This is a genomic window from Parolsenella sp. LCP21S3_E11, from assembly GCF_052118165.1.
Classification (GTDB): Bacteria; Actinomycetota; Coriobacteriia; order Coriobacteriales; family Atopobiaceae; genus Parolsenella.
The window spans coordinates 13,124-38,454 of sequence record NZ_JBQKHS010000006.1 but is presented as its reverse complement, the minus strand read 5'-3'; the positions used below and the strand labels follow the sequence as shown (position 1 = coordinate 38,454).

Sequence of the window (25,331 nt, the reverse complement as noted above, 5' to 3'; positions counted from 1 at the left end):
AAGGACGTATTAAGCGCTTTATCTCGGTCTTTAGCCTATCTTTAGGTCACCTTCATGCACACTTTATGCCTGTGAGGTGTGGAATTGCGCACACCCAAAAAAGACTGAAAGCCAGTGTTATCGCGAGGATATTCTCCCTTTGCAACGGTGAAACAACCGTCGGTCGCACGCGTCAGAAAACGCGTGCGCGAACAAGGAAAGGAGGGTCCTTGAACACCATGTCCGATACGCACGAGGAAGAGGTGCCGCAGATCGCGGCACTCACGAGCGACGCGGTATTCAAGTCGCTAGGCACGAGCCAAGCCGGCCTCGCGAGTGACCAAGTGAGCGAACTGCAGGCTAAGTACGGCAAGAACCTTATCCAGGCGGCTAAGAAGAAGTCGCCCATCCTTGCGTTCCTCTCAAACTTCACGCACCTTATGGCCATCCTCCTCTGGGTGGCCGGCATCATCGCCTTCGTGGCCGGCATGCCCGAGCTTGGCGTCTCCGTCTGGCTGGTCAACCTCATCAACGGTTGCTTCAGCTTCTGGCAGGAGCACCAGGCGGACAAGGCCACCGAGGCCCTGAAGAAGATGCTGCCGTCCTACGTCAACGTCATCCGCGACGGCCAGCAGTCCCAGGTTCTCGCGGAGGACCTCGTCCCCGGTGACGTCATGGTCCTTGCCGAGGGCGACAAGATCTCCGCGGACGGCCGTGTCGTGCGCGCGTCTGACCTCCAGGTCGACCAGTCGACGCTCACGGGCGAGTCAAACCCCGTGAGGAAGACCGCGGACGCCGTCCTCGAGGCCGACCTCACTGACGCCGAGACCCCCAACCTCGTCTTCGCCGGCACCTCGGTCTCCGAGGGCAACGGACGCGTCGTCGTCACCAAGATCGGTATGGCGACCGAGTTTGGCAAGATCGCCAGCCTCACGCAAAACATGGAGGACTCCGAGAGCCCGCTCCAGCGTCAGCTCGACCGCCTGACCAAGCAGGTCACCCTGTTCGCGCTCTGCATGGGCATCGTCTTCTTCCTCCTCGACGTGCTGTTTGTTCGCAATGGCCTAGCCTCGTCGTTCATCTTCGCCCTTGGCATGGTCGTGGCGTTCATCCCCGAGGGACTGCTCCCCACGGTCACGCTGTCCCTCGCCATGGCCGTCCAGCGCATGAGCAAGCGCAACGCCCTCGTGAAGAAGCTGAGCTCCGTCGAGGCCCTTGGCTCCACGAGCGTCATCTGCACCGATAAGACCGGCACCCTCACCCAGAATGAGATGACCGTTAACCACCTGTGGACCTGCGACCGCGAGTACGAGGTCTCCGGCGTTGGTTACGCCCCCAAGGGCGAGATTCTCTGCGGCAAGGACAAGTGGGAGGCCGCCGACAACGAGGAGCTTCGCCTGCTCGTCTCCGGTGGTGCCCTTTGCTCCAACGCACGTCTCGTCGAGCCGGACGAGGAGGGCGGCCGCTACACCGTCCTCGGCGACCCGACCGAAGCCTGCCTGCTCGTCAGCGCGCAGAAGGCCGGCCTTTCCCTCGAGGGTCTCGAGCGCGAGATGCCCCGCGTGAGAGAGCTCCCCTTCGAGAGCCGCCGCAAGCGTATGACCACCATCCACCAGCTCAAGCGTCCGCTCGATGGCGCCTCTCGCGTTGCGTTCGTCAAGGGCGCTCCCAACGAGGTCGTCCGTCTCTCCGACAACTACCGCACTGACGGCAAGGTCATGCCGATGAGCGACGAGATGCGTAAGAGCATCATGGACGCCAACGACGGCTATGCCGCCAACGGCCTGCGCGTGCTTGCCCTCGCCTACCGTCCTCTGAACCCGGACGATACCTCCATCCCCCGCTCGATGAGCGACTACACGCCCGAGAACATCGAGTGTGGCCTCACCTTCGTCGGCCTCCTCGTCATGCAGGACCCGCCCAGGCCTGAGGTCGCCGACGCCGTGGCCGAGTGCCGTCGTGCTGGCATCCGCGTCGTCATGATCACGGGTGACTATGGCCTGACCGCCCTCTCCATCGCCCGCAAGATTGGCATCGTCCAGGGCCCAAACCCTCGCGTCTTCTCTGGCGTCGAGCTCGAGAAGACCTCTGACGACGAGCTCAAGGAGGCTCTGAAGGGCGAGGTCGTCTTCGCCCGCATGGCACCCGAGCAGAAGCTGCGCGTCGTCGAGAACCTGCAGCAGATGGGCGAGATCGTCGCCGTCACCGGCGATGGCGTGAACGACTCCCCCGCCCTCAAGAGGGCTGACATCGGCGTCGCCATGGGCATCACCGGCACGGACGTGGCCAAGGAGGCCGCGGACATGATTCTGACCGACGACAACTTCGCCTCGATTGTCCACGCAATCGAAGAGGGCCGCGCGGTCTACGCGAACATCAGGAAGTTCATGCTCTACATCCTGAACTCCAACGTGCCCGAGGCTGTCCCCTCTGCGATCTACCTGCTCTCCGGTGGCGCTGTGCCGCTGCCACTCACGACGATGCAGATCCTCACCATCGACCTTGGCACCGACATGCTGCCCGCCCTTGGTCTTGGCACCGAGCCTCCCGAGGCTGACGTCATGGCCAACCCGCCTCGCAACCCCAACGAGCCGCTGCTCTCCGGCAAGGTCATGCGCAAGGCCTTCCTGTGGTACGGAATGCTCGGCGCCCTGTTCTCCTTCGCTGCGTTCATGTTCTGCCAGGTCATGAACGGCTGGCACCCCGGCATCGAGATGTTTGGCGTGGGCAACGACCTTGATCCGATCTACGTCCGCGCGACGACCATGGCACTCGCGGCCATCGTCTTCACGCAGATCGGTGAGGTCTGGAACTGCCGCACGGAGACCGCATCCGTCTTCTCGGTGGGTCTGTTCTCCAACAAGCAGATCAACAAGGGTATCCTCTTCGAGATCGCACTCATCATCTTCATCACGCTGTTCCCGCCCTTCCAGAGCGTCTTCCACACCAGCCCGCTCGTCCTGAATGACTTCGTGTTCCTGGTGCTGCTGCCGCCCGTCATCCTCCTCCTCGAGGAGGCCCGAAAGGCCATCGTTCGCAAGAGGAACCACATCGATCGCAACGGCGTCGCCATCAAGCAGGCACCGGAAAAGAGGTAAAGATGAAAGTTATCGTCGTAGGAATGGGCCGCATGGGCACGAGCCTCGCTCGCAAGCTCGACAGGCAGGGCTACGAGGTCTGCGCCATCGACCAGGACCCCGAGCGCCTCAAGGCACTCGGCCCCACGTTTGGCGGCCAGACCGTCGCGGGCGTCGGATTCGACCGTGAAGTCCTCGCTGCCGCCGGCATCGATCGTGCGAGCGCCGTCATCGCCTGCACGGCTTCTGACGAGACGAACATCGTCGTCGCCCGCATCTCCCGACAGACCTATCGCGTCCCGCGCGTCATCGCACGCCTGTACGAGATCGGCAATGCCGAGACGTACCGCAGGCTCGGCATCCAGAGCATCTCGACCACCGACTGGGGCGTGAGGCGCGCCTGCGAGCTCCTGACCTTCAACGAGCTCGATGACGTCACCGGCATTGGTTCCGGCGACGTGCGCCTCGTTCGCGCCGACGTGCCGCCGATGCTCGAGGGCAGTCCTGTTCGCGAGCTCACCGCCATTGGCGAGATTAGCATAGTCGCCGTCTCTCATGACAACGAGACCTTCGTTCCCACCCAGGGCACGGTCCTCGACCACGGTGACATCATCTACGCCGCCGTCCAGGCGACCTCGGCAAGCAAGTTCCGCGCCATGCTCGGCATGACGGATTAGGAGGCTGTATGAACATCATCATTGTCGGCGGCGGCAAGGTTGGTTCCTACCTCGCTACTCTGCTGGGCAACCGCGGTTACAACGTTCGCATCGTCGAGTCGAGGAAGGCCGTTGCGCAGCGCCTCGAGGAGAAGCTGCCCGAGGGTTCCGTTGTGAGGGGCATGGGTTCGAGCCCGGATGTCCTCGAAGAGGCCGGCGTGCTCCAGGCCGACGTCATTATTGCCGTAACGGGCGATGACGAGGTCAACCTCGTGGTCGCGATGCTCGCCAAGATGGAGTACGGCGTGAATCGCGTCGTCGCTCGCGTAAACAACCCGGCAAATGCCTGGATGTTCGACGAGTCCATGGGCGTCGACATTGCCGTTGACCAGGCGGACATCATCGCGAAGTCCGTCGAAGAGGGCCTCGACATGGAGGACGTCTTCACTATCATGCGCCTCGGCAAGGATGGTCACGAGATCGTCCAGGGCGAGGTTCGCCCGCGCTCCGCGATGGTGGGCAAGTCGATTGCTGAGCTCCAGATTCCCGATAGCCTGGTCTTTGTCGCACTCGAGCACGAGGGCAACATCCTCATCCCCAACGGTGACACCGCGTTTAGCGCCGGTGACTGCGTGGTCGCCTTCGCGAGCGAGCAGGGCAGGGACTTCCTGAGCCACTCGCTGCAGTAGGGCAAGATCTTCGATAGGCCCCGCACCATTGCATGGCGCATGACCGCCGGGACCAGCCACGGGCTGGCCTCGGCGGTTTTTTGTGAGGGAGGCAGGCGTCGACGGCCACGACGCAGATGCCAGACGCGCTTGGAATCACGATGGAAAGACGCTACCGTAAGCGGATCGGAATGCGAAGGAGACCAGCGATGACGAAGCCCAACGGCGCCAAGCGCCACTACGATATGCCCCTGCCGCCAAAGCAGCAGCTTGGGCGCCAAGCCTTCGGCGGACCCGCGCGCGGCGCGGGCATAGGCCCGAACAAGGCCTGTGGCCACAAGGGCGGCATCCGCCGTCAGGGCTCGAAGCGCGGGTAACCTAGACCAACATCAAGAAACCTGCAAAAGGGACTGTCCTTTTGCAGGTTTCCTTTTGCAGCCATGCAGGGTTAGACGAGTTTGTCATAGACCTCGGATTTTGGGATGCCAAACTGCTTGGCCAGGCGCTTTGCCAGGGCGCTCTTGGGCTCTCCGGCATCAAGCCCCTCGGCGATGGCCTCCTCCAGAGTGGCGGGGCCAGAAGTGCAGGCTGCGCGCAGGCAAGAGAGCTCCTCCGCACTCGGGCCCTCCACGACGACGACGCACTCCCCTCGCACCTCGCCACGTTCACGAATGCGTCGCGCGAGCTCGCCGGAAAGGTCGCGCACGCATTCCTCGTGAAGCTTCGTGAGCTCGCGCACGAGAGCCACGCGACGCGCCGGGAAGGCCTCGGCAATGGAATCGAGCGTCGCCACCACACGATGGGGACTCTCGTAAAACACGAGCGCGCCAGGAATCGGCGCGAGCTCAGCCAGACGCCTCGAACGCTCCCCCGCCTTTCTCGGCAGGAAACCCTCGAAGAAGAAATGATCCATACCTAGGCCACTAGCCACAAGGGCGCAGGTCACAGCACTGGGTCCCGGAATCACCTCGACGGAAAGTCCCTCATCGAGAGCGGCGTCGACCAGGCGTTGGCCGGGATCGGACACGCCGGGCATGCCGGCATCGCTTACGAAGGCGACACGCGAACCGGAGGCGACACGTGCGAGCACGCCTTCCACTCGGTTGGCGATGACGTTCTCGTCACACCGCTCAAGCGGCACGCGAATCTCGAACCGAGCAAGGAGCTTCGAGGTCACGCGCGTGTCCTCGCACAAAAGGACATCGGCGGAGCGAAGCGTATCAATCACTCGGGGCGAGACGTCAGACAGGTTGCCGATCGGCGTGCCAACAAGCGAAAGCATGCCGCCGGGCTGCGCCAGACGTGCCTGCTCCGCACCAGTATCCCTCGCGACCGTCGTCTCGTTATCGTTCACGCGTTCCCCCATTACTCAAGCATTCCGTGCTCGAAGCTCGAAAGTGCCACGCGGGCGTCCCAGCTCGAAAGCCTGCCCTCGGTCTTCCATGTCTGGAAGAACCAACCGACACAGCCAGAAAAGGCGCTCATCTGACCTGCCGTAAATACGCGCTCGAGCGCAATGCGACCCTCCGGCGTCATGCCAGCATCCGCCAGCGGCAACGCGCTCGACCATTCACCCACCATAACAGGCAGGCCACTCTTCTTTGTGCGAGCGAGATACTGCTCCGTATCCTTCACGAGACGCCGCACGCCCGTGGGACCAGCGGCGTTCATGGAGTCCGAATAATGGAACACATGGCTATCCAGCCACACGTTTTCATAGCGCGCGGGCGACATGAAGGCTCGCCACGCATCCGGCAAGCCAGCGTCATTCACGACGAAAACAGGACGCGTACCAGCAGCTTCGCGGACCGCCTCGTAGGCATCGCGATAGAAGTTGCGGAGAAGGTGCGGCGGCACGCCCTCAACAACGGACAACCCGCGACGCGAGCGGCCCTTTATCGCGCCGATTGGCTCGATGCCAAGGAAGTTCTCACGCTCCGCATAACGTGACGCGAGCGCCGCGGCGACATCGATAACCGCACGACGGAAAGAGGCGACATCGCCGAAGAAGCTCGCGGGCGAGGCGGAGTCCGTGCCAGGCACGACGGCGACATCGAGGAGGACCTCGATTCCAGCCGCCTCAGCCCAGTCAAATGCACGATCAACATAGTCCAGGCAGCCCTCGGAAGGGCCGGGCATGGGTCCTGCCCCGCCGAAGACGTACCAAGGAACCTGAAGCCTGACCGCGTCATAGCCACGCGAGGCAATTCGAGCGAAGTCTCCCTCGTCAATGAACGTCGAGCGGTGACGCTCGAGAAGCTCGGCGTAGCGAGAGTCCTCCATCACGCTGGCAAGCTCGGCCTCGCAAAATGCGCCCGTACCAGCGAAGAGGGACGGCGTCACCCAAGGCTCGAGGACGAGCCAACCCGACAGGTTGACACCGCGAAGACGACGATTCTCGACATCCCTCTTGCGTGCCTTGAGCAACTTTGCCCGCCTCTCCTCGACCGCGCAACAGCGCGTGACAGGCTACGCCCGCCTAACTAAGCTCTCTCATTCCATGGTACAGCTGCCAGTACTCCCCGTGTTGCGCGAGGAGCTCATCATGCGTGCCACGTTCAACAATCCTTCCCTGTTCCAACACCATAATTGCGTTGGCGTTACGGACGGTGGAAAGCCTGTGAGCAATCACGAAGACGGTGCGCCCCGCCATGAGGGCGTCCATGCCACGTTCGATGAGGGCCTCGGTGCGCGTATCGACCGAGCTTGTCGCCTCATCGAGAATGAGGACAGGCGGGTCGGCCACGGCCGCTCGGGCAATCGCCAGAAGCTGGCGCTGGCCAGCAGAGAGGTTGGCGCCGTCTGCGGTCACGAGCGTGTCGTAGCCCTTGGGCAGGCGGTTGATGAAGCCGTCCGCGTTCGCGGTGCGAGCAGCGGCCCTGACCTCCTCGTCCGTGGCGTCGAGCTTGCCGAACCTGATATTGTCGGCAACGGTTCCGCAGAAGAGGTGCGTGTCCTGGAGCACAATGCCGAGGCTCGAGCGGAGACTCGCCTTCTCGATGTTGCGAACGTCTATGCCGTCATATGTGATGGAACCAGCCTGAACGTCATAGAAGCGGTTGATAAGGTTCGTGATTGTGGTCTTTCCAGCGCCCGTGGACCCAACGAAGGCAATCTTCTGGCCGGGCTTCGCGAACAGCGAGAGGTCCTTAAGAACGGTTTGGCCCGGCTCGTACCCAAAGGTAACGTCATGGAAGCGGACGTCTCCCGCAAGGGGCACCTGGGTGCCGTCTTCCTTGCCCCAGGCCCAGCCACTCGCCCCGGCGGCGGCGCGCTCCGGAGCATCCTCCTTCGCCTCGAGACGCTCGAGGGTGACCTTGCCCTCATCCACCTCGGGCTCGATGTCCATGGCGGAGAAGAGGCGTTCCGCACCGGCCAGAGCGCCGAGAAGGAAGTTGCCGAGCTGAGTCACCTGGTTGAAAGGCATAGCCGCCTGACGAACAAACACGAGGTAGCTCGCAAGGCTGCCCATATCCGTGAGGCCCCTCGCAGCGAGGAAGGACCCCATGACCGCCACCACGGCGTAGTTGGTGTAGGTCATGGCAACCGTGATGGGCACCATGGTCGCAGCGTAGGTCTGAGCAGCCGTGCCCTGTTCGCGAAGCCGCTCGTTATGCTCGCGGAAGCCCTCGAGAGAAGCCTCCTCATGCGTATACGCCTGGACGACCTTCTGACCAGCGCACATCTCCTGGACATAGCCATCGAGATGTCCGAGCGTTCCTTGCATAGACTTGAAATATGCCGAGCTGCGCTTTCCAGCGAGACGCACGTACACGATGAGCATCACGTCAAACGCGACGCTTACCAACGTGAGGCGCCAATCGAGAACGAACAGCAGCACCAGGGTGCCAAAGGCCTGGATCGCCGCCTGGATCACATTCGCGAAGCTGTTATTGAGCGCCTCTGAGACCGTGTCGACGTCGTTCGTGAAGAAGCTCATGACGTCACCCGTGCGGGTACGGTCGAAATAGCTGAGCGGAAGCGTCTGCAGATGCGCGAACAGGTCGCGGCGGATATCGAAGACGACGCGCTGCGCCGCCCTCACCATCGTCTGCGTATAGCCGAGCGCGGAGAGCGCACCGACCACGTAAATGACCGCCGCCAGCACGACGCCAGCCTTGAAGCCGTCGACATCCTGGGTAGTCAGGCAGTTCACCACGGGCTTGATCATATAGGTGCCCGCAAGCTGGCAGAGGGCGCACGTACTTGCGAGGATGCCAACAAGCAGGAGCTTCATGCGAGCCGCGCCCATGTACTCGAGCAGCCTGCGCACCGTGCTGCCAAGGTTCTTTGGCTTCGAGGAGCCACCCTTCGTTGAATAGACGGCCATTACTCCTCATCCCCCTCAGCAACCTGCGTGTGATAAAGCTCTTGGTAGATTGGGTCAGTCGCAAGCAATTCCGCAGGCGTGCCCACGGCATGGACGCGACCGTCATCAAGGATCACGACCTGGTCCGCATCGTTCACGGACGCGATGCGCTGGGCGATGATGACCTTCGTGACGTCGGTGAGGCCGTGCAGTCCTTCCCTGATGCGGGCGTCAGTCGCCATGTCAACTGCACTCGTCGAGTCATCGAGAATCAAGACGCGTGGGCGCCTCACGAGCGCCCTGGCGATGCAGAGTCGCTGGCGTTGGCCTCCACTGACGTTATCGCCTCCCTGGCCGAGGTCGGCATCAAGGCCACCGATTCGGTCAAGGAACTCGTCAACGGCAGCGACATGGCATGCCTCCAGCAGCTCCTCGTCCGTAGCATCCGAACGACCCCAGAGAAGGTTCTCGCGCACCGTTCCGGAAAAGAGCACGGGACGCTGAAGCGCGATGCCCACGCTCTCTCGCAACGCGGCGACGTCATACTCGCGCACGTCATGACCGCCGATAAGAACGGCGCCATCCGTCACGTCATACAGGCGCGGAAGCAACTGGACGAGAGAGCTCTTGCCAGACCCCGTGCCGCCAAGGACGCCGACCGTCGAACCCGCAGGGAACGAGAGCGTGATGTCATGAAGGACGTCAGCGAAGGCATCGGCGTTGTACTTGAAGCTCGCATGACGCAGCTCGATGGAGCCATTCGGAACCTCCGCGATCGCGTTCTCCGGGCTCGCGATCGTAGGCTGTTCGCGCAGGACCTCACCCACGCGGCGAGCGCTCGTAAGCGCACGCGTCATGAGCAGGAAGACGTTCGAAATCATCATGAGGGAGTTCGTGATCTGAAGAACGTAGCTCATGAAACCCGTGAGCTCGCCGACCTTCAGCTCGCCCGCCATGATCATCGTGCCGCCCAGGGCCAGGATGAGAATGTCGCTCGTATACATAGTTGCCTGGAAGAGCGGGAGGTTGAAAACGGCGGTACCGAAGGTCCGCGTCGAAGTGTCGGCGAGGTCCCCGTTGACAGCCCCAAAGCGGTCGCCAACCCACTCGTCGCGCACGAACGCCTTAACCGCGCGGATGGCCGTGACGCTCTCTTGAACGACGTCGTTCAGCTGGTCCATAACATCCTGGAGAACGCCGTAAAGCGGTGCCACCCGGCGGACGATGAGAACGAGGGCGACGGCAAGCAGTGGAAGCATGACGAAGAAGACGCAGGCGAGACGCACCGAAAGCATGCTGGCGAGGATGAGGCCCGCCGTAAACATGACGGGTCCGCGCATCATGGGCCTGAAACCGTTCATGAAGGCGTTCTGGATGACGGTGACGTCCGTCGTCATGCGCGTCACGAGAGACGACGTGTCAAAGTGGTCGAGATTCTCGAACGAATAGCGCTGGACGGCCTCGAACTGAGCGTCGCGGAGATTGGCGCCGAGACCCATTGCCGCTCGAGCGCTGCAGCGGGCGAACGCCATGCCAAAGCCCATGGCGACAATGCCGCAAGCGAGCATCTGGCCACCAGTAATCCAGACGTGGCTCATGTCCCCCGCGACGATGCCCTGGTCGATAAGGCCTGCCGTAAGGTAGGGAATCAGGAGCTCGAGCGTACCCTCGAAGACCATGCAAATGGCGGCCAGAATGAAGTCGCGCTTGTACGGACCGAGATAGCGAAAGATGATTTTGAGGTCACTCACGGACGCCCGCCTCCTCGGCGCGACGCGCCACCAAGTTCTTCCTCGCACGCTCGAGGTATCCAATGAAAGACTCGCGCTCCTCGTCAGTAAACCCATCAAGCATGGCTTCGTCGATTTCGGCGCAGCGCTCCTCCCATGGCATCACCAACGCCCTACCGGCATCGGTGAGCTTGAGGCGCTTCGTGCGCCGGTCTCCCGGGTTTGCCTCGACGGTGACAAAGCCGCCTTTCTCGAGCGCATCGAGCATGCGCGAAACGGCGGCTGGATCCATGCCAAAGAACGACGCCATCTCTCGCTGGGTGGCGCGCTCGTGAACCGCCAGATACGAGATGACTCGGGGTTGGCCGCAGGCAAGGCCAAGCGATGACCCATACGGCCTCAACAGCGCCTTTTGTGCCTGAAACGCCCTCAAAAGAGCCATGTGCGCGTCAACCAGGGAGTAACCCTCGCCAACCGCATATTTTTCTTCCCCCATAATACTCTGCCTCTTAATCTGCCTCTTAAAGATGCTTGACTTATCAATAATTGACGATTCAAGAGAATAGCGTCGATACTTGATATTTCAACGAAAGTTATCAGCCACGAAACAATCGAGGCGCCCAGGCCACTATGTGCATCAATTCGCACGTCCGTGGCACGCCAGGTACAGCAAGAGCGAGCCGCCCGTGCCCACTACGTGACCACCGCGTGCCCGCCGCAAGCCCGCCGCAAGCCCGCCGCAAGCCCGCCGCGTGGCCACCGCGTGCCCGTCGCACGCCAGCCGAGCATCAGGCGCAATGGCCGATCACGAGGTCTCCCAGACGCTCTCTCAGTCCCTTGATTTATCGCGAGCGGCAGGTATCTCTCCGCGAGTGGTTGGGTAACAAAGCGCAAGACCGCTGCTCGATTTTAGTTGTCCACTTATCGATAGTCATTTGCGAAGACTATATGTATGCGGATTCGTAGTCATTTGCTCACGCTTGGACGCGATACCCTCTCCCTAGTCGACGCCTCAGACGGGCGTCGAGACGACGGCGGCAATAGGTGCCGCCCAACCTCAATACAGGGGAGGATCATGGAGAAGCGCATCTACAGGTTTGGCCTTGATGAAAACGGCGCTGACGTCACCGAGGGAACCGCGCACGACAACTTCACCCTCGGCGGCAAGGGTGCTAACCTCGCCGAGATGGCCCGTATCGGCCTTCCGGTTCCTCCTGGCTTCACGATTACCTGCCAGACCTGCATGGAATACGCCAACGGCGGCAACACCTGGCCCGAGGGTGTGCTCGACGGCATTGCCGCGGCCCGCGAGGACCTCGAGCGCCGTTGCGGAAAGCGCCTTGGCGACGCCGAGGACCCGTTGCTCGTCTCCGTCCGCTCCGGTGCCCCCTTCTCGATGCCCGGCATGATGGACACGGTGCTTGACCTCGGCCTCAATGACGAGTCAGTTCTCGGTCTCGCCCGCCAGACCAACAACGATCGCTTCGCCTGGGACAGCTACCGCCGCTTCATCCAGATGTTCTCGAACGTAGTCATGGGCATCGACTCCGACCTCTTCGAGCACGCGATCTCCGCCGCCCGCGAGACCGCCGGGGTCGCCACTGACACCGAGCTCTCCGCCGAGGACCTCCGTGCCCTCGCCGGCGAGTTCAAGCGCATCTTCGCCGAGAACGTAAGCCTCGAAGAGCACCCCGAGCTCGCGGGCGAGGATGGAGCCGCCCAGTTCCCGCAGGACCCCACCATCCAGCTCCGCCTTGCCGTAGCCGCCGTCTTCGGCTCCTGGGAGTCCGACCGCGCTCGCCTCTACCGCAGGCAGAACAACATCCCCAACGACCTCGGCACCGCCGTCAACGTCCAGGTCATGGCATTCGGCAACAAGGGTGAGACCAGCGCCTCCGGCGTCGCCTTCACCCGCAACCCCGCCACCGGCGAGCGCGAGTTCTACGGCGACTACCTCGTGAACGCCCAGGGCGAGGACGTCGTGGCCGGCATCCGCAACACCGAGCCTATCGAGACACTGCGCCACACCCCCGGCCTCGAAGCCGCCGGCGAGCAGCTTGAGAACATCTTCGGCATTCTCGAGCAGCACTACCGCGACATGATGGACATCGAGTTCACCATCGAGCAGGGCAAGCTCTACATGCTGCAGACCCGCGTGGGCAAGCGCACCGCCACCGCAGCCCTCAAGATCGCCGTGGACCTCGTCAGCGAAGGCGTTATCACCCGCGAGGAGGCGCTCCAGCGCATCAACCCCTCCCAGCTCGACCAGCTCATGCACCCGCAGATCGCCAAGAACGCCACGCGCAACGTCTTCGCCCGCGGCCTCAACGCGAGCCCCGGCGCCGCCGTGGGCAAGGTCGTCTTCTCCGCGGCCGATGCCGTGACCGAGAGCGAGGCTGGCTGCGACTGCGTGCTCGTCCGTTGGGAGACCACGCCCGACGACCTCGCGGGCATGACCGCCGCCAAGGGTATTCTCACCAGCCACGGCGGCAAGACCAGCCACGCGGCCGTCATCGCCCGCGGCATGGGCAAGCCCTGCGTCTGCGGCGCCGACGCCCTGCGCATCGACGCGGAGCGTAAGGAGGTCGCCGTCGCCAACACTGACGTCGTCCTTCACGAGGGCGACATCATCTCCATCGATGGCTCCACGGGCGAGGTCATGCTCGGCGCCGTCGAGCTCGAGCGCCCCAGCACCACGGGCGACCTCGCGACCGTTCTCGACTGGGCCGACAGGGTCCGCCGCATGGGCGTTCGCGCCAATGCCGACAACCCGGCAGACGCCCGCCTCTCCCTCGAGCTTGGTGCCGAGGGCATCGGCCTGACCCGCACCGAGCACATGTTCCTCGGCGACCGCAAGAGCATCATCCAGCGCTTCATCCTCTCCGACACCGAGGAGGAGCGTCAGGAGGCCGCCGACGAGCTCGCTCGCGCCCAGGAGGGTGACTTCTACGAGATCCTCTCCGTCATGGACGGCAAGTCCGTGACCATCCGCCTGCTCGATCCTCCCCTGCACGAGTTCCTCGACAACCCGCGCGACCTCGCCATCCGCCTCACCCGTATGGAGTGCGAGGGCGCTCCCGCCGAGGAGATTTCCCGCCTGCGTGCGCTTCTCGCACGCGTCGACTCCCTCGCGGAGGCCAATCCCATGCTCGGTCTCCGCGGCTGCCGCCTGGGCTTCGCCTTCCCGCAGCTCCCGGCCCTACAGACGCGAGCCATCGCCCGCGCCACGGTGCGCCTGAAGCGCGAGGGAAAGAACCCGCGTCCGCACATCATGGTGCCCCTCGTCTGCCTCAATGCAGAGATTCGCGAGATGCGCGCCATCGTCGAGCGCGCCATCATCGACGTCGAGGTCGAGACCGGCGTCCGCCTGGGCGAGATTCCCGTCGGCACGATGATTGAGCTCCCGCGCGCCGCCGTCATGGCAGACCGCATCGCTCGCCACGCGGACTTCTTCAGCTTCGGCACGAACGACCTCACGCAGACCGCACTCGGCTTCTCCCGTGACGATGTCGAGGGCAAGGTCCTCCCGACCTACCTCGAGTCCAACGTCATCCCGAGGAACCCGTTCGAGACCATCGACGAGGGCGTCGCAAAGCTCGTCGGCATGGGTTGCGAGCTCGGCCGCTCCGAGAGGCCGGGTATCTCCCTCGGCGTCTGCGGCGAGCATGGCGGTGACCCGGATTCCATCCGCACCTTCTATGATCTGGGCATCGACTACGTGAGCTGCTCGCCCTACCGTGTCCCGGTCGCGCGTCTCGCCGCCGCGCAGGCGACGCTCGCCAGCAAGGTTCGTCCGTACGTTCCCGTGACGCCTGCCTACGCCCCTGTCCGCGAGCGCCAGCCGTTCGCCGAGCAGGTCTAGCCAACATCCGGGGCGCCAGGCTAATTCGTCGGTCTGGCGCCCCCTCCAAACCCAGAGGCCCAGCCCGCCCCTGGGCCCATCCGGGGAGTTCGGGTCTCCCCGGACGAGCGGCGAGCGCACAACGCAGGTTGAACGTCTCCCCAAACGTCTCCCCCACGTCCGCGCTTGCCGCACACAAGAACCACCCCGACACGAATCGACTCGCCGTGTCGGGGTAGTTCCCTTTTGGCATGCCAGGGGCATGGCATGTCAACGATGTCGCGCCACCTCGTCCACAGGTGGCGCGCGAGATGATCACGTCTCGCTCGATGAAGTCAGCCCGATGCCTCGTTCCACCTTCTTAAGACGAGCTACGCGTTGAACACGTACTTGTCCAGGCGCGCGAACGCCTCCTGAACGCGATCAAGCGGCAGGGCAAGGTTCATACGCAGGTGACAGGGGCCATGGAACATGCGACCGTCCTGGATGTCGACGCCGACGCGCCAGCACTCCTTCTCGACCCACTCGATGTCACGCCCGCGCTTCTCACACCATTCGGTACAGTCGACGAACAGCATGTAGGTGCCCTCGGGCTTCTGAACGGTGACGCCGTCGAAGTGCTTGGCGATGTAATCGCAGGCCCAGTCGACGTTGGCGCCGAGAACCTGGGTGAGCTCGTCAACCCACTCGTATCCCTCGGGCTTGTAGGCGCCCACGAGCGCGTGCATGGACAGCACGTTCATGTCGTTGTAGTGGCACTTGGAGCTGCGAGCCGTGACGCGATCGCGCAGGTACTTGTTGTAGATGATGTGGTAGGAACCCACCAGGCCGGCAAGGTTGAACGTCTTGCTGGGCGCATAGACGGCCACGGTGCGCTGGCGGGCGTCGTCGGAGACGCTCTGCGTGGGCACGTGCTTGTGGCCCGGCAGGATGATGTCGCTCCAGATCTCGTCGGAGACGACGACGCAGTCATACTTCTTGAAGAGCTCCATCGCGCGCTCGATCTCCCAGCGCTCCCAGACGCGGCCGCAGGGGTTGTGGGGGGAACAGAAGACGACGGCGTGGATGTTGTTCTCGGCGAGCTTCTTCTCCATGTCCTCGAAGTCCATGCGCCAGACGCCATCCTCGTCGATCTTGAGGGGCGAGTGCACGATGTCGAAGCCGTTGTTCTTGAGGCTCATCGTGAAACCGATGTAGGTCGGGCTGTGGAGAAGGACCTTATCGCCAGGCTCCATGAAGGAGGCCAGCGTGGAGACGACACCACCGAGGACGCCGTTCTCATAGCCGATGCACTCCTTGGTGAGGCCCTCGACGCCGTTGCGCGTCTCGTGCCACTTGATGATGGAGTTGAAGTACTCATCGGTCGGGGCGAAGTAACCAAACGCAGGGTGCTTAGCGCGCTCGATAATCGCCTCGGTGATGGTCGGCACCGTGGGGAAGTTCATGTCGGCAACCCACATGGGGATGCCGTCAAAGCCCTCGGCCGGAGCATCCGGAGCGAAGCCGTTGCCAAGACCGTCGACGGCGATCGCATCCATGCCGTGACGCTCCATGTGACTGGTGAAGTCATACTTCATGAGAAGACCCTTTCCATTGAATGCTTGCACAAGATCGCAAGCGCCCTGTTGTCTAGCGAGGGGCGATGATGCTCCCAATCGCCCCCAGCAAAGGTTAGAGTACGTCGATGCTCTGAACGGCGTCAAAGCCATGCTCGCCGGTACGGACCTTCACGGCCTCGGCGACGCCATACACGAACACCTTTCCGTCTCCGATGTGACCCGTGTAGAGGGCACGGCGCGCGGCGAAGACGACATCCTCGACGGGCACCTTCGAGACGACGATGTCCACCTGAACCTTCGGCACGAACTCGACGCTCACCGGGATGCCACGATACGTCTCGCGAGCGCCCTTCTGCTCTCCGCAACCCCTGACGTCGCTCACCGTCATGCCGGTGACACCGATGCGGTTGAGTTCCTCGCGAAGCCCGTCAAGACGCGTGGGACGACAGATGACCTCGACCTTCTTGAGCGTGCAGGACTCGGCTCCACCCATGAGGGCGAGGGGAACGGCGACGTCGATGGGGAGATCCGGCGTGCGGGCGGACGCATCCTGGAGCGCCGCGGGGCTGAGCTCGGGCAGGTACTCCATGAAGGCGTTGTTGAGGCTCGGGCCGGAAAGGCCGAGGCCAGCCGTCTCCTCAGAGTCGAGCACGCGCAGGTCGGCGTTCTTCTTGACGATCGAGAACACGATCCAGGAGAAGACGGCGGCCCAGGCCGCGATCGCGACGAGGCCCACGAGCTCGGCCACGAACGTCCCGAATCCACCGAAGATAAGGCCGGGCTCGCCAAAGACGCCGGCAAGAACGAGGCCGAGGACACCACAGGCGCCATGGGTGACGATCGAACCAACCGGATCATCCACCTTAGAGCAGCGCTCCACTCGCTCCGTGCCAAACACGACCACAAGCCCAGCGGCGACACCGGCGAGCGCGCAGAAGAGCGGGCTCATGACATCCGCACCGGAGGAAACGGCCACAAGGCCACCAACGAGGCCATTGAGCGCCATCGGGACGTCGACTCCCCCATAGCGCGCCTTGGTCGCCACCATCGCCGTCAGGGCAGAAACACTCGAGGCGGCGAGCATGCCGAGAACGGCCTGGCCAAAGGCATCCACGCTGCTCACGCCAAAGGCGAGGCAAGAGACGCCCATGAGGCCGAACCAACCCACGAAGATGAGGAGGGACCCCTCGAGGCAGCGCGTCAGGCTCTGACCCGGAAGCGCGCGGACCTCGCCCTCAACGTACTTGCCGGATCTCGGCCCCATAAGAGCTGCGGCAACGAGGGCGACGACGCCGGCAACGACGTTCAGGGACGCAGAGCCCGCAAAGTCGTGGAAGCCCATCTGGGCGAGCCAACCCTGGCCCCAGGTCCAACGGTTTACGAATGGATACACAAGAAGGCTCACGACCAGGGCAGCCGCGACGTTGGCGGCGATGTTGGAGCGCTCCGCGAGCGTGCCGCAAACGATGTTCGCGCAGACGGCGCAGACGACGGCCTGTGCCGCAACGAAGAGCGTGAGGGGCACGCCCTCGGGAAGCTCGGGACCATAGTTGCCGAGGGTGAAAAAGTCGAGCACACCGAAGAAGCCGCCTCGCCCGCCAAAGAACAGGCCGAAGCCGATAAAGAGGAATCCCAGGACACTCGCAAACGTCACGACGACATGGCGAACGATGGTACCCGACGTGTTCTTGTGCTGAACGGAGCCCACGTCAAAGAGCGCATAGCCCAGCAGCATGAGTGCCACAAGGGAAGTTCCGGCGACCGTCCAGACGGTCGCTGCAGTGATGGAAGACATTGCCATCCCTCCCCTATGCGAACGTCGGGGCAGCTTCGCCCGCGACCTTGCCATCGACGATGTCCATCGGGTGGGTCACGCGCTCGAGGAACTTCTGCGTGCGCGGCTCCTTGGGATTGACGAGGATCTCGGAGGGCTTGCCCTCCTCGACCACGACGCCACCCTCCATGAAGACGACGCGCGTGGCGACCTCGCGGGCGAACGCGATCTCATGCGTGACGATGACCATGGTGATGCCCGTCATGGCAACGCTCTTGATCGTGGCGAGGACCTCGCCGACAAGCTCGGGGTCGAGTGCGCTCGTGGGCTCGTCGAAGAGGATGACGTCAGGGTCGAGGATCAGCGCTCGGGCGATGCCGGCTCGCTGCTGCTGGCCGCCGGAGAGCTGGATGGGATAGTAATCGCACCTCTCGGCCAGGCCCACCTTGGCGAGGATCTCGCGAGCGGCCTTCTCGGCATCCGCTTTCTGGTACTTCTTGACGGTGACCAAGCCCTCCATGACGTTCTCGAGGATGGTCTTGTTCTTGAACAGGTTGTAGTTCTGGAAGACCATCGCGGTCTTGCGACGAAGCTCGATGACGTCCTTCTTCGAGTGCTTCTTGGCATCGACCTTGAAGCCGTTGATCTCAATCGTGCCCTCGTCAGCCGGGTCAAGGAAGTTGATGGTGCGCAGGAACGTGGTCTTGCCCGAGCCAGACGGGCCGAGAATTACGACGACCTCGCCCTTCTTTACGTTCATGTCCACGCCTTTGAGCACGTGGTTCGAGCCGAACGACTTCTGGATGCCCTTAAGCTCAAGCATGTAGTCGGAGTTTGGCATTGTGAGTCCCCTCTTGGATGGTTGCGCCAGGCCGTCTGGGCGGAAGCGTCGGGCGCGGTCAGATTCAGATAGCGGGAAGCCCTGCCTTCGATGACGCGGAAGATGCGGTTGAACACGAAGCTCAGCACCTCATAGATGACCGTCGCCATGAGATAGGCCTCGATGTAGGCGTAGCTCGAGGTGGCGAGCAGGTTCGAGGTAGCCATGACCTCATAGACGCCAACGAAGTAAGCAAGCGAGGTACCCTGCACAAGCCCGACGAACAGGCCGTTGAGGTTGGGAAGGGCGCTCGTGATGGCCTGGGGAAGCACGATGCGCAGGTAAGCCACCGTCTTCGTCATGCCAACGCTCTCGGCCGCCTCGAGCTGGCCCTTGTCGACCGCGAGGATCGCGGAGCGGAAGACCTCCGAGGAATACGCCGCCTGCTCGAAGATGAAGGCGCAGATGGCATAGGCCGCGGCGGGAACCGCGTCGACGTTTACGGAGAGGCCGATCGACGTCGTGTAGCTCTGGATGATGAGCGGCACCGAGTAGTAGGCGACGAACAGCACGACGACCATCGGGACCGACCTCATGAACGAGACGAACACGACAGAGACCTGGTAGAGAACCGGAACCTTGGCGTTCTTGATGAGGGCGATGAGGATACCCAGCACCCATCCAATGGGGATGGACACGAACACGAGCAGCAACGTCACCGGAATGGATGCAAGCACCTGGGGGAACGCCTCGGCGATGAAGGCCCAATCGATCATGTAGATGCCTCCTTAGGCCGTGATGACGCGACCATGCGAGGACGCGCGCTCGACGAGGGTGGTAACGAGCTGGAGAGCGAGGCAGATCACCCAATAGATGATGGCGACGGCGATGTAGACCTCGAGCCTCGTGGCTCCGTAGCTCGCCTGGGAGATGGTCGTCGCACGGCCCATCAGATCCATGGTTCCGATGGAGAACGCGAGCGCCGTCTCCTTGAAGATGCCGATGATGTTGTTGCCGAAGTTGGGCACGGCAACGGCGACGGCCTGCGGAAGAACGATGCGCGTGAGCGCCTGGCGCTCGGTCATGCCAACGGAAAGCGCCGCCTCGGTCTGGCCATGCTCGACGGCGAGGTAACTCGCTCGCATCATCTCGCCGAGGTTCGCTGAGCTTATGAGGGTCATGGCCACGAGGATGAAGGTGCTCTTGGGAAGCTTCGCGAGCGCGGGAGCCACCTGCGGCAGACCCATGAAGAGCAGGAAGATCAGGACCAGCGACGGGATGCCGCGCATCAGCGAAATATAGCCGTGCGCGATCTTGGCAAGGATGGCGCCGCCGCGAAGCTGGGCCAACGTGAGGAGAAGGCCAATGATGAGGCCGAAGAGAATCGAGTACGCCATGAGGTAGAGCGTCATCGGGAACGCGGTCATGATGTTCGCGATGTACCCGGGGAGAAGCTCGGCCTTGAACGTGAAGGTGTATGAAGTCTGCATAAGCGTCTCCGGACTCGCTAGGCAACAAGCTCGTTGTCGGAGAGGGCATCGCCGTAGGCGGAGAAGACGTCAGTGCCAAGGTCCTGCTCGGCGATCTTGGCGAGGGAGCCGTCGCTCTTCATTTCCTTCAGGACGCCGTCGACGGCGTCGCGGAGCTCGGTCTGGTCCTTGTTGAACATGAAGTAAGTGGACTCGCACATGACGACATCAGTCTTGTACAGGCCCGCGCCAACCTCCTCGTTGACGGCGTCAAAGGTACCGTCATAGCAGAGGAAGGAGTCGACCTGGCCGCTAGAGATCATCTTGAAGGCGTCGGCCATGGTAAGGGAGGACACGGTCTCGAAGGTGAGGGCCTTGTCAGGGTACTTCTCGTTGTAGGCCTGGAGCATGCCGTACTCGTAACCGCCGGGAGTTGCGATCGTGGACTTGCCGGCCATGTCGTCGAGCGTCTTGCAGTTGGGGTCAGCCGTGGCGAAGACCATCGGCGAGAGGCAGAAGGGCTCCTCGCAGAAGATGAACTTGGCCTTGCGGTCCTCGTTGGGAACGAGCTGACAGGAGACGAGCTCGGCGGAGCCGGACTCGCAGGCGGTGATCATCGCGTTGAAGTCCATGGAGTCGATCGAGAAGCTGTAATCATCGAGCTTCTCGTCGACGGCCTTGAGGACGTCGACGTCATAGCCGACGAGGTTGCCGGCGTCGTCAAGGTAGCAGTAGGGCGGGTTGCCGTTGTAGGTAAGGACGCTGACGGTCGTACCGGAGGCAGAGCCACCCGCGGCAGAAGAGCTGTCCGGAGCACAGCCGGAGAGGGAGGCGACGCCAAAGACGCCCAGTCCGAGGATGCCCGCACCCTTGAGGAAGTTCCTACGAGAGATCATGTGCGGAGTAACGTTCTGCTTAGCCATGGTGCGTCCCCTTTCGCATCGGTGAGCGGAGCTTGTGGCTCCGCATCCGTCAGGCCTTTGCCTGGCGACAGCTGCAGAATGCGAGCCGCTCGTTAACGAAAGATGACAAAAAGTGCGCCGCTACTGTAAACAGTCACGCGCCGTTTTATGAATCCGCAGGTAGACTGCTGCGTTTTACCATGGTTGCATCTTTGTTGCAGAAACAAAGCGGAAAACGCGAGGCTAAAATCCGGTGACAGTCGAAACAAAAGTGGGCCGCCAGCTGACCCAAATAGAAACAATCGCCCGCCCCGCCAAACCGACGAAACGAGCGATTGGTTAATCCAAGCAGCTAGCGCAAATAGCCTTCCGAGAGCGCCCGAAAAGGCTTTCGAGAAGAGCCGACACCGTAAACAAAGGGACCGGACACGGTGCCGTAGCAAACATTCCGCAGCGCCAATACCCTCGTTTAGCACAAGGCGCTCGCCCGCGAGGACGTTTGCTAGGTACCGCGGCCGGTCCCGGTGGGGATCCGTCAGCTACTCCTCCCCGAACAGCGCCTTCTCGGGCGTGATCGGAAGCGAGCGCACGTAATTGCCGGTTGCATGCGCGACGGCGCTCGCGATGGCGCCAAGCGGCGTGTTGATAACGACCTCGCCGATCGACTTCGCACCGAACGGGCCCGTGGGCTCATAGCTCGGGCAGAAGTCGATGCGAATCTCGGGCACGTCAAGGCGCGAAGGGATCTTGTACTGCATGAAGTTGTTCGTACGCAGGCCACCGTCCGCAGCACGCTGCACGTCTTCGGTGAGGGCCATGCCAATACCCTGCGCGATACCGCCCTCGGCCTGAACGCGCGCGAGGTTCGCGTTGGCAACGGTGCCGCAGTCGACGGCGGAAACGTAATCGACCACCGTGACCTTGCCCGTGGCCTTGTCGACGTCGACCTCGGCAATGCCCGCCATGAAGGGCGGGGGCGAAACGGGCTGTGAGTTAGACGCGTGCGCCGAGAGGAAGCCCGGCTGGAGACCAAAGCCGATGAGACGGCCAGAGAGATCGTCCAAGGTCATCTCGCGCATCTTGCCCGAGGCGATCTCGCCGACGGTGAGGACCTCGTCATCGTCGTCGGCGACGAAGATGCGACCGCCGTCGAGGTCGAGCGCGGACGGCTCGACGCCCATGACGCGGCCCGCCTGCTCGAGGATCTTCTCGCGCAGCTCGGTCGCGGCCTTCACGACGGCCATACCCGTAACGTACGTGCCGGAGCTCGCGTAGGAGCCGCAGTCGAAAGGCGAGGTGTCCGTGTCGACGTCGTTCACCACGATGCGGTTGGTGCTGCAACCGAGGACCTCTGCCGCGAACTGGGCGAGGATCGTGTCGCCGCCAGTACCCACGTCGGTCGCGCCCATGTTGAGCACGTAGAAGCCGTCATCCTCGAGGCGCAGGTCGACAGATCCGATGTCGACGTTGGAAATGCCGGAGCCTTGCATGGTGAGGGCGACGCCCAGGGAGCGCACGCGGTCGCCCAGGTCACGGGCGAGCGGCTTGTTCTTCCAATCGATCATCTCCATGGCGCGGCGCAGGCAGTCATCGAGACGGCAGCTCTCGAGCTTCTCGTTGTAGTACTGCGGCATGGTCTCGCCCTCGTGGACGATATTGGCGAGGCGCATCTCGCACGGATCAATGCCGAGCTTGTCCGCCATCTCGTTGACGGCGCTCTCGACCGCGAACTGGCCCTGCGTGGCGCCGTAGCCACGGAAGGCGCCGCCAGGCGTCGTGTTGGTGTAGACGACGTCATAGGAGAAGCGGCTCGCGCGGACGTGGTTGTAGATCGGGAGCGACTTGTGACCGACGAGGCCGATGGTCGTGGGCGCGTGATAGCCATAGGCGCCGGCGTCAGACAGCGCGTAGAGGTCGATGGCCGTGATCGTGCCGTCGTTCATGGCGCCGAGACGGACGCGCATGCGCACCTTGTGGCGAGTGTTGCCGCTCGCCATGCTCTCCTCGCGCGTGTAGATGCACTTGCAAGGGTGGCCGAGCTTATAGGCGCAGAACGCGGAGTAGACCTCGTTGCAGCCGGTCTGCTTCGCACCGAAGCCGCCGCCGACGCGGGGCTTGATGATGCGGACGCGACTCTTGGGAATCTGAAGAGCGATGGAGACCTGACGACGGATGTGGAACGGCACCTGCGTGGAGGCGACCACGCATACGCGGTCCTGAGCGTCCGTGTAGGCATAGGAGCTGAAGGGCTCCATCATCGACTGCTCGGTCGCCTGGGTCTCGTAGACGCGGTCGATGACGACGTCAGACTCCTCGAACGCGCGCTCGAGGTCACCGTGCTCGGAGACCTCGTGGCAGACGAGGTTACGCTTGAAGTCCTCGCCCATGGGCACATAGGCGCGGATGTCATCCTCGTCATGAACGATCGTGGGGTTGTCGAGCGCCTCCTTGAAATCGAGAACGGCGGGGAGAACCTCGTAGTCGACCTTGATGAGGCGCATGGCGGCGTTGATGGCGAGTTCGTCCGTGCCGACCACGATGGCAACCTCGTCGCCGACGTAGCGCACGGTACGGTCGAGGATCATCGTGTCGTACGGGCTCATCTCGCGGAAACTCTGGCCGGCGAGCGTGTAGCGCACCTGGGGGACGTCCTCGTAGGTGTAGATGGCGACGATGCCGTCGATGCGGCGGGCGCGCGAGGCGTCGATGGAGCGGATGCGCGCGTGCGCGTGGGGCGAGCGCAGCAGCTTGACGATGTAAGAGTCACGCGGAGCAAGGTCGTTCGTGTAGACGGCACGACCCTCGAGCAGGCCCTTCGCGTCCTTCTTGACGACGGCGTGCGAAAGCTGACGAAGCTCGCCGGCGCGGGAGTCAGAGACGACGCTCTCACCGATGGTTCCCATTAGCGCACCTCCCCTTCGTTCGCGGATGCGTCTGCGGAGGGCGCGACGCCGGTGACCTCCGTGCTCGCGGGCGCGGCGATGCCCGTCGCGCGGTCACGGGCGAGGAAGCGGCGAACGGCGCGGAGCTGGCTCGCGTAGCCCGTGCAACGGCAGAGATTGCCGGAGAGGTAGCGGCTGATCGTCTCGTCGTCCGCGTCAGGGTGGTCACGATCGAGAGCCAGCACGTTCATGACAAGGCCCGGAGAGCAGAAGCCGCACTGCTCGGCGCCCTCCTCCATCATGCAACGCGCGAACTCGGCGGACTCGGAGCGAAGGCCCTCGAGCGTGGTGACGCGACGACCGTTCACGCGGGGCATGTAGACCGCGCAGGAAAGGACCGGGGTCTCGTCGAGCCAAACGGTGCAGAGGCCGCAATTGGTGGTCTCACAGCCGCACTTGACGCTCTTGTAGCCGCGCTCGCGCAGGAAGTCGAGCAGGCGCGTGTCGGGACGCACGTCAACGGAGACGTACTCGTCGTTAATGAAGAAGCTTACGAGCATTAGTTGTCACCCTCCCCCGTCTTGGGTCCCTCGGCGTCATGCAGGTCGCCGGAGCACACGGTGCGCGGAGCAGGCGTGAAGGTAGAAGCGGGGATGGGGTCGAGGCCTGCCGCGACGCGAATGGCACGACGTCCAAGCTCGCGGGCGAGGTGGCGGCGATAGCGCTCGGAGCCACGCATGTTACCGCTCATCGGCAGCTCGGCGAGGCGGGAGCAAGAGGCATCAAGCTCCTCGTCCGTGAACTCGAGCGGAAGGCCGAGGCGATCGCCCTCGACGAGGCGGGCGCGACACGGACGGGCGCCGACGGTGACGTGCCAGGCGCCTCCCCAGGCGGCGGCGCAGACGTTCAGGACCGGGAAGTCCGTCGCGGAGTTGCGGAGCGCCTGGAAATTGGCGGCGTAGTCATGCTTGTGCACGATCACGTGGGTGAGGATGTCGCGCTCGTAGGGCATGGAGGCGAAGGTAGCGAGGCTCACGATGCCGGCACCGACGAGCTCGATCTCCGTATCGAGGGCGAGCAGCGAGGTGAGGACATCCGAGAAGCCAAAGCGGCCAAAGACCGAGCCGCCGACGGTGGCGCAGTTGCGCATCTGCACGCCGACCACATCCTGGACGGCGTCGCGGAAGACGTTGCCCGTGGCCTCATTGAAGGCGACGTGGCGCTCGAGCTCGTGCAGCGTCACCATGGCGCCGATCACGAAGCTGTCGGGGGTTTCCTCGATCTGGTCGAGGCCGAGGTTCGACAGGTCGATCATCGTGCTGATTCGCCTGTCTTGGAGGCGCAGCCAGACCCCGCCGCCGAGGACGCGATTCATGCGCCCCTTCCGGAGAAGCTCGTACGCCTCCTCTGCGGTGTCTGGACGCGCATAGTTCTTAAATTGGAGCACGGTTCTCCTTCGGATGCTCTGACGCCCGTCGCGGCGATTAACAGGCCGGGCAGGACGCCCATCTGTAGGGCCGCGCGAACATGCGAGAACGGCCCCCTCTTATCCTTACTCGTCAATCCTATAGGATAGGACCAGGCGACGGGGCCGTTTAACAGCAAAAATACAATTATGCGTGCTAGTTTCTCCCGCATAACGCCGATGATCGGCGAGAGGGTCAC

The 25,331-nt window shown here is 63.2% G+C and carries 19 protein-coding genes; 5 read left to right on the top strand and 14 right to left on the bottom strand.

Features of this window, described 5'->3' with window-relative positions; translation table 11 throughout:
- Positions 1–218: 218 nt before the first annotated feature.
- The 4 genes from ACTQ1Z_RS06505 (at position 219) to ACTQ1Z_RS06490 (ending at position 4,757) form a co-directional block, all read left to right on the top strand.
- On the top strand, positions 219–3,077 hold the full coding sequence (locus ACTQ1Z_RS06505) for a cation-translocating P-type ATPase (RefSeq protein WP_441859840.1): 2,859 nt from the start codon (positions 219–221) through the stop codon (positions 3,075–3,077).
- 2 nt (positions 3,078–3,079) lie between these two features.
- Positions 3,080–3,733 (top strand): potassium channel family protein, encoded by a 654-nt coding sequence (locus tag ACTQ1Z_RS06500; RefSeq protein WP_441859703.1) that lies wholly within the window; start codon positions 3,080–3,082, stop codon positions 3,731–3,733.
- An 8-nt stretch (positions 3,734–3,741) separates the two neighbouring features.
- Complete coding sequence (locus ACTQ1Z_RS06495) at positions 3,742–4,401, top strand: potassium channel family protein (protein WP_441859701.1); 660 nt, start codon at positions 3,742–3,744, stop codon at positions 4,399–4,401.
- Positions 4,402–4,589: 188 nt separating this feature from the next.
- On the top strand, positions 4,590–4,757 hold the full coding sequence (locus ACTQ1Z_RS06490) for a hypothetical protein (RefSeq protein ID WP_320679511.1): 168 nt from the start codon (positions 4,590–4,592) through the stop codon (positions 4,755–4,757).
- 71 nt (positions 4,758–4,828) lie between these two features.
- Here ACTQ1Z_RS06490 and rsmI read toward each other — a convergent pair whose 3' ends face one another.
- The 5 genes from rsmI to ACTQ1Z_RS06465 form a co-directional block, all read right to left on the bottom strand.
- Positions 4,829–5,662, bottom strand: a complete 834-nt coding sequence (gene rsmI / locus ACTQ1Z_RS06485) for a 16S rRNA (cytidine(1402)-2'-O)-methyltransferase (protein WP_441859838.1) — start codon at positions 5,660–5,662, stop codon at positions 4,829–4,831.
- An 83-nt stretch (positions 5,663–5,745) separates the two neighbouring features.
- Positions 5,746–6,807, bottom strand: a complete 1,062-nt coding sequence (locus ACTQ1Z_RS06480; protein WP_441859698.1) for a glycoside hydrolase family 5 protein — start codon at positions 6,805–6,807, stop codon at positions 5,746–5,748.
- A gap of 52 nt (positions 6,808–6,859) precedes the next feature.
- Entirely contained in the window at positions 6,860–8,710 is a 1,851-nt protein-coding gene (locus ACTQ1Z_RS06475) for an ABC transporter ATP-binding protein (protein WP_441859696.1), read from the bottom strand.
- On the bottom strand, positions 8,710–10,440 hold the full coding sequence (locus ACTQ1Z_RS06470) for an ABC transporter ATP-binding protein (RefSeq protein ID WP_441859694.1): 1,731 nt from the start codon (positions 10,438–10,440) through the stop codon (positions 8,710–8,712). The genes ACTQ1Z_RS06475 and ACTQ1Z_RS06470 overlap by 1 nt, the downstream gene beginning before the upstream one ends.
- Positions 10,433–10,915, bottom strand: coding sequence for a MarR family winged helix-turn-helix transcriptional regulator (locus ACTQ1Z_RS06465; protein ID WP_320679784.1), 483 nt, complete (start codon positions 10,913–10,915; stop codon positions 10,433–10,435). The genes ACTQ1Z_RS06470 and ACTQ1Z_RS06465 overlap by 8 nt, the downstream gene beginning before the upstream one ends.
- A gap of 576 nt (positions 10,916–11,491) precedes the next feature.
- Here ACTQ1Z_RS06465 and ppdK point away from each other — a divergent pair.
- The gene (ppdK, locus tag ACTQ1Z_RS06460; protein ID WP_441859837.1) at positions 11,492–14,281 is read left to right on the top strand and encodes a pyruvate, phosphate dikinase; all 2,790 of its coding nucleotides are present in this window, start codon (positions 11,492–11,494) and stop codon (positions 14,279–14,281) included.
- Positions 14,282–14,631: 350 nt separating this feature from the next.
- On the opposite strand, the gene ACTQ1Z_RS06455 is transcribed toward ppdK, so the two are convergent.
- The 9 genes from ACTQ1Z_RS06455 to ACTQ1Z_RS06415 all read right to left on the bottom strand — a co-directional run bounded on the left by ACTQ1Z_RS06455 (position 14,632) and on the right by ACTQ1Z_RS06415 (position 25,113).
- The gene (locus tag ACTQ1Z_RS06455) at positions 14,632–15,837 is read right to left on the bottom strand and encodes a MalY/PatB family protein (RefSeq protein ID WP_441859691.1); all 1,206 of its coding nucleotides are present in this window, start codon (positions 15,835–15,837) and stop codon (positions 14,632–14,634) included.
- 94 nt (positions 15,838–15,931) lie between these two features.
- Positions 15,932–17,614, bottom strand: coding sequence for an ammonium transporter (locus ACTQ1Z_RS06450; protein WP_441859689.1), 1,683 nt, complete (start codon positions 17,612–17,614; stop codon positions 15,932–15,934).
- 13 nt (positions 17,615–17,627) lie between these two features.
- On the bottom strand, positions 17,628–18,353 hold the full coding sequence (locus ACTQ1Z_RS06445; RefSeq protein WP_441859687.1) for an amino acid ABC transporter ATP-binding protein: 726 nt from the start codon (positions 18,351–18,353) through the stop codon (positions 17,628–17,630).
- Entirely contained in the window at positions 18,350–19,189 is an 840-nt protein-coding gene (locus ACTQ1Z_RS06440; protein ID WP_441859685.1) for an amino acid ABC transporter permease, read from the bottom strand. Before ACTQ1Z_RS06440 ends, ACTQ1Z_RS06445 begins: the two co-directional genes overlap by 4 nt.
- A gap of 12 nt (positions 19,190–19,201) precedes the next feature.
- Positions 19,202–19,903: an amino acid ABC transporter permease gene (locus ACTQ1Z_RS06435; RefSeq protein WP_320679791.1), complete on the bottom strand. Its 702-nt coding sequence runs from the start codon at positions 19,901–19,903 to the stop codon at positions 19,202–19,204.
- 17 nt (positions 19,904–19,920) lie between these two features.
- Positions 19,921–20,805, bottom strand: coding sequence for a substrate-binding domain-containing protein (locus tag ACTQ1Z_RS06430; protein ID WP_441859683.1), 885 nt, complete (start codon positions 20,803–20,805; stop codon positions 19,921–19,923).
- Between the two features lie 518 nt (positions 20,806–21,323).
- Entirely contained in the window at positions 21,324–23,687 is a 2,364-nt protein-coding gene (locus ACTQ1Z_RS06425; RefSeq protein WP_441859681.1) for a xanthine dehydrogenase family protein molybdopterin-binding subunit, read from the bottom strand.
- Positions 23,687–24,226: a (2Fe-2S)-binding protein gene (locus ACTQ1Z_RS06420; protein WP_343005003.1), complete on the bottom strand. Its 540-nt coding sequence runs from the start codon at positions 24,224–24,226 to the stop codon at positions 23,687–23,689. Before ACTQ1Z_RS06420 ends, ACTQ1Z_RS06425 begins: the two co-directional genes overlap by 1 nt.
- Positions 24,226–25,113, bottom strand: coding sequence for an FAD binding domain-containing protein (locus tag ACTQ1Z_RS06415; protein WP_441859679.1), 888 nt, complete (start codon positions 25,111–25,113; stop codon positions 24,226–24,228). Before ACTQ1Z_RS06415 ends, ACTQ1Z_RS06420 begins: the two co-directional genes overlap by 1 nt.
- Between the last annotated feature and the right edge of the window lie 218 nt (positions 25,114–25,331).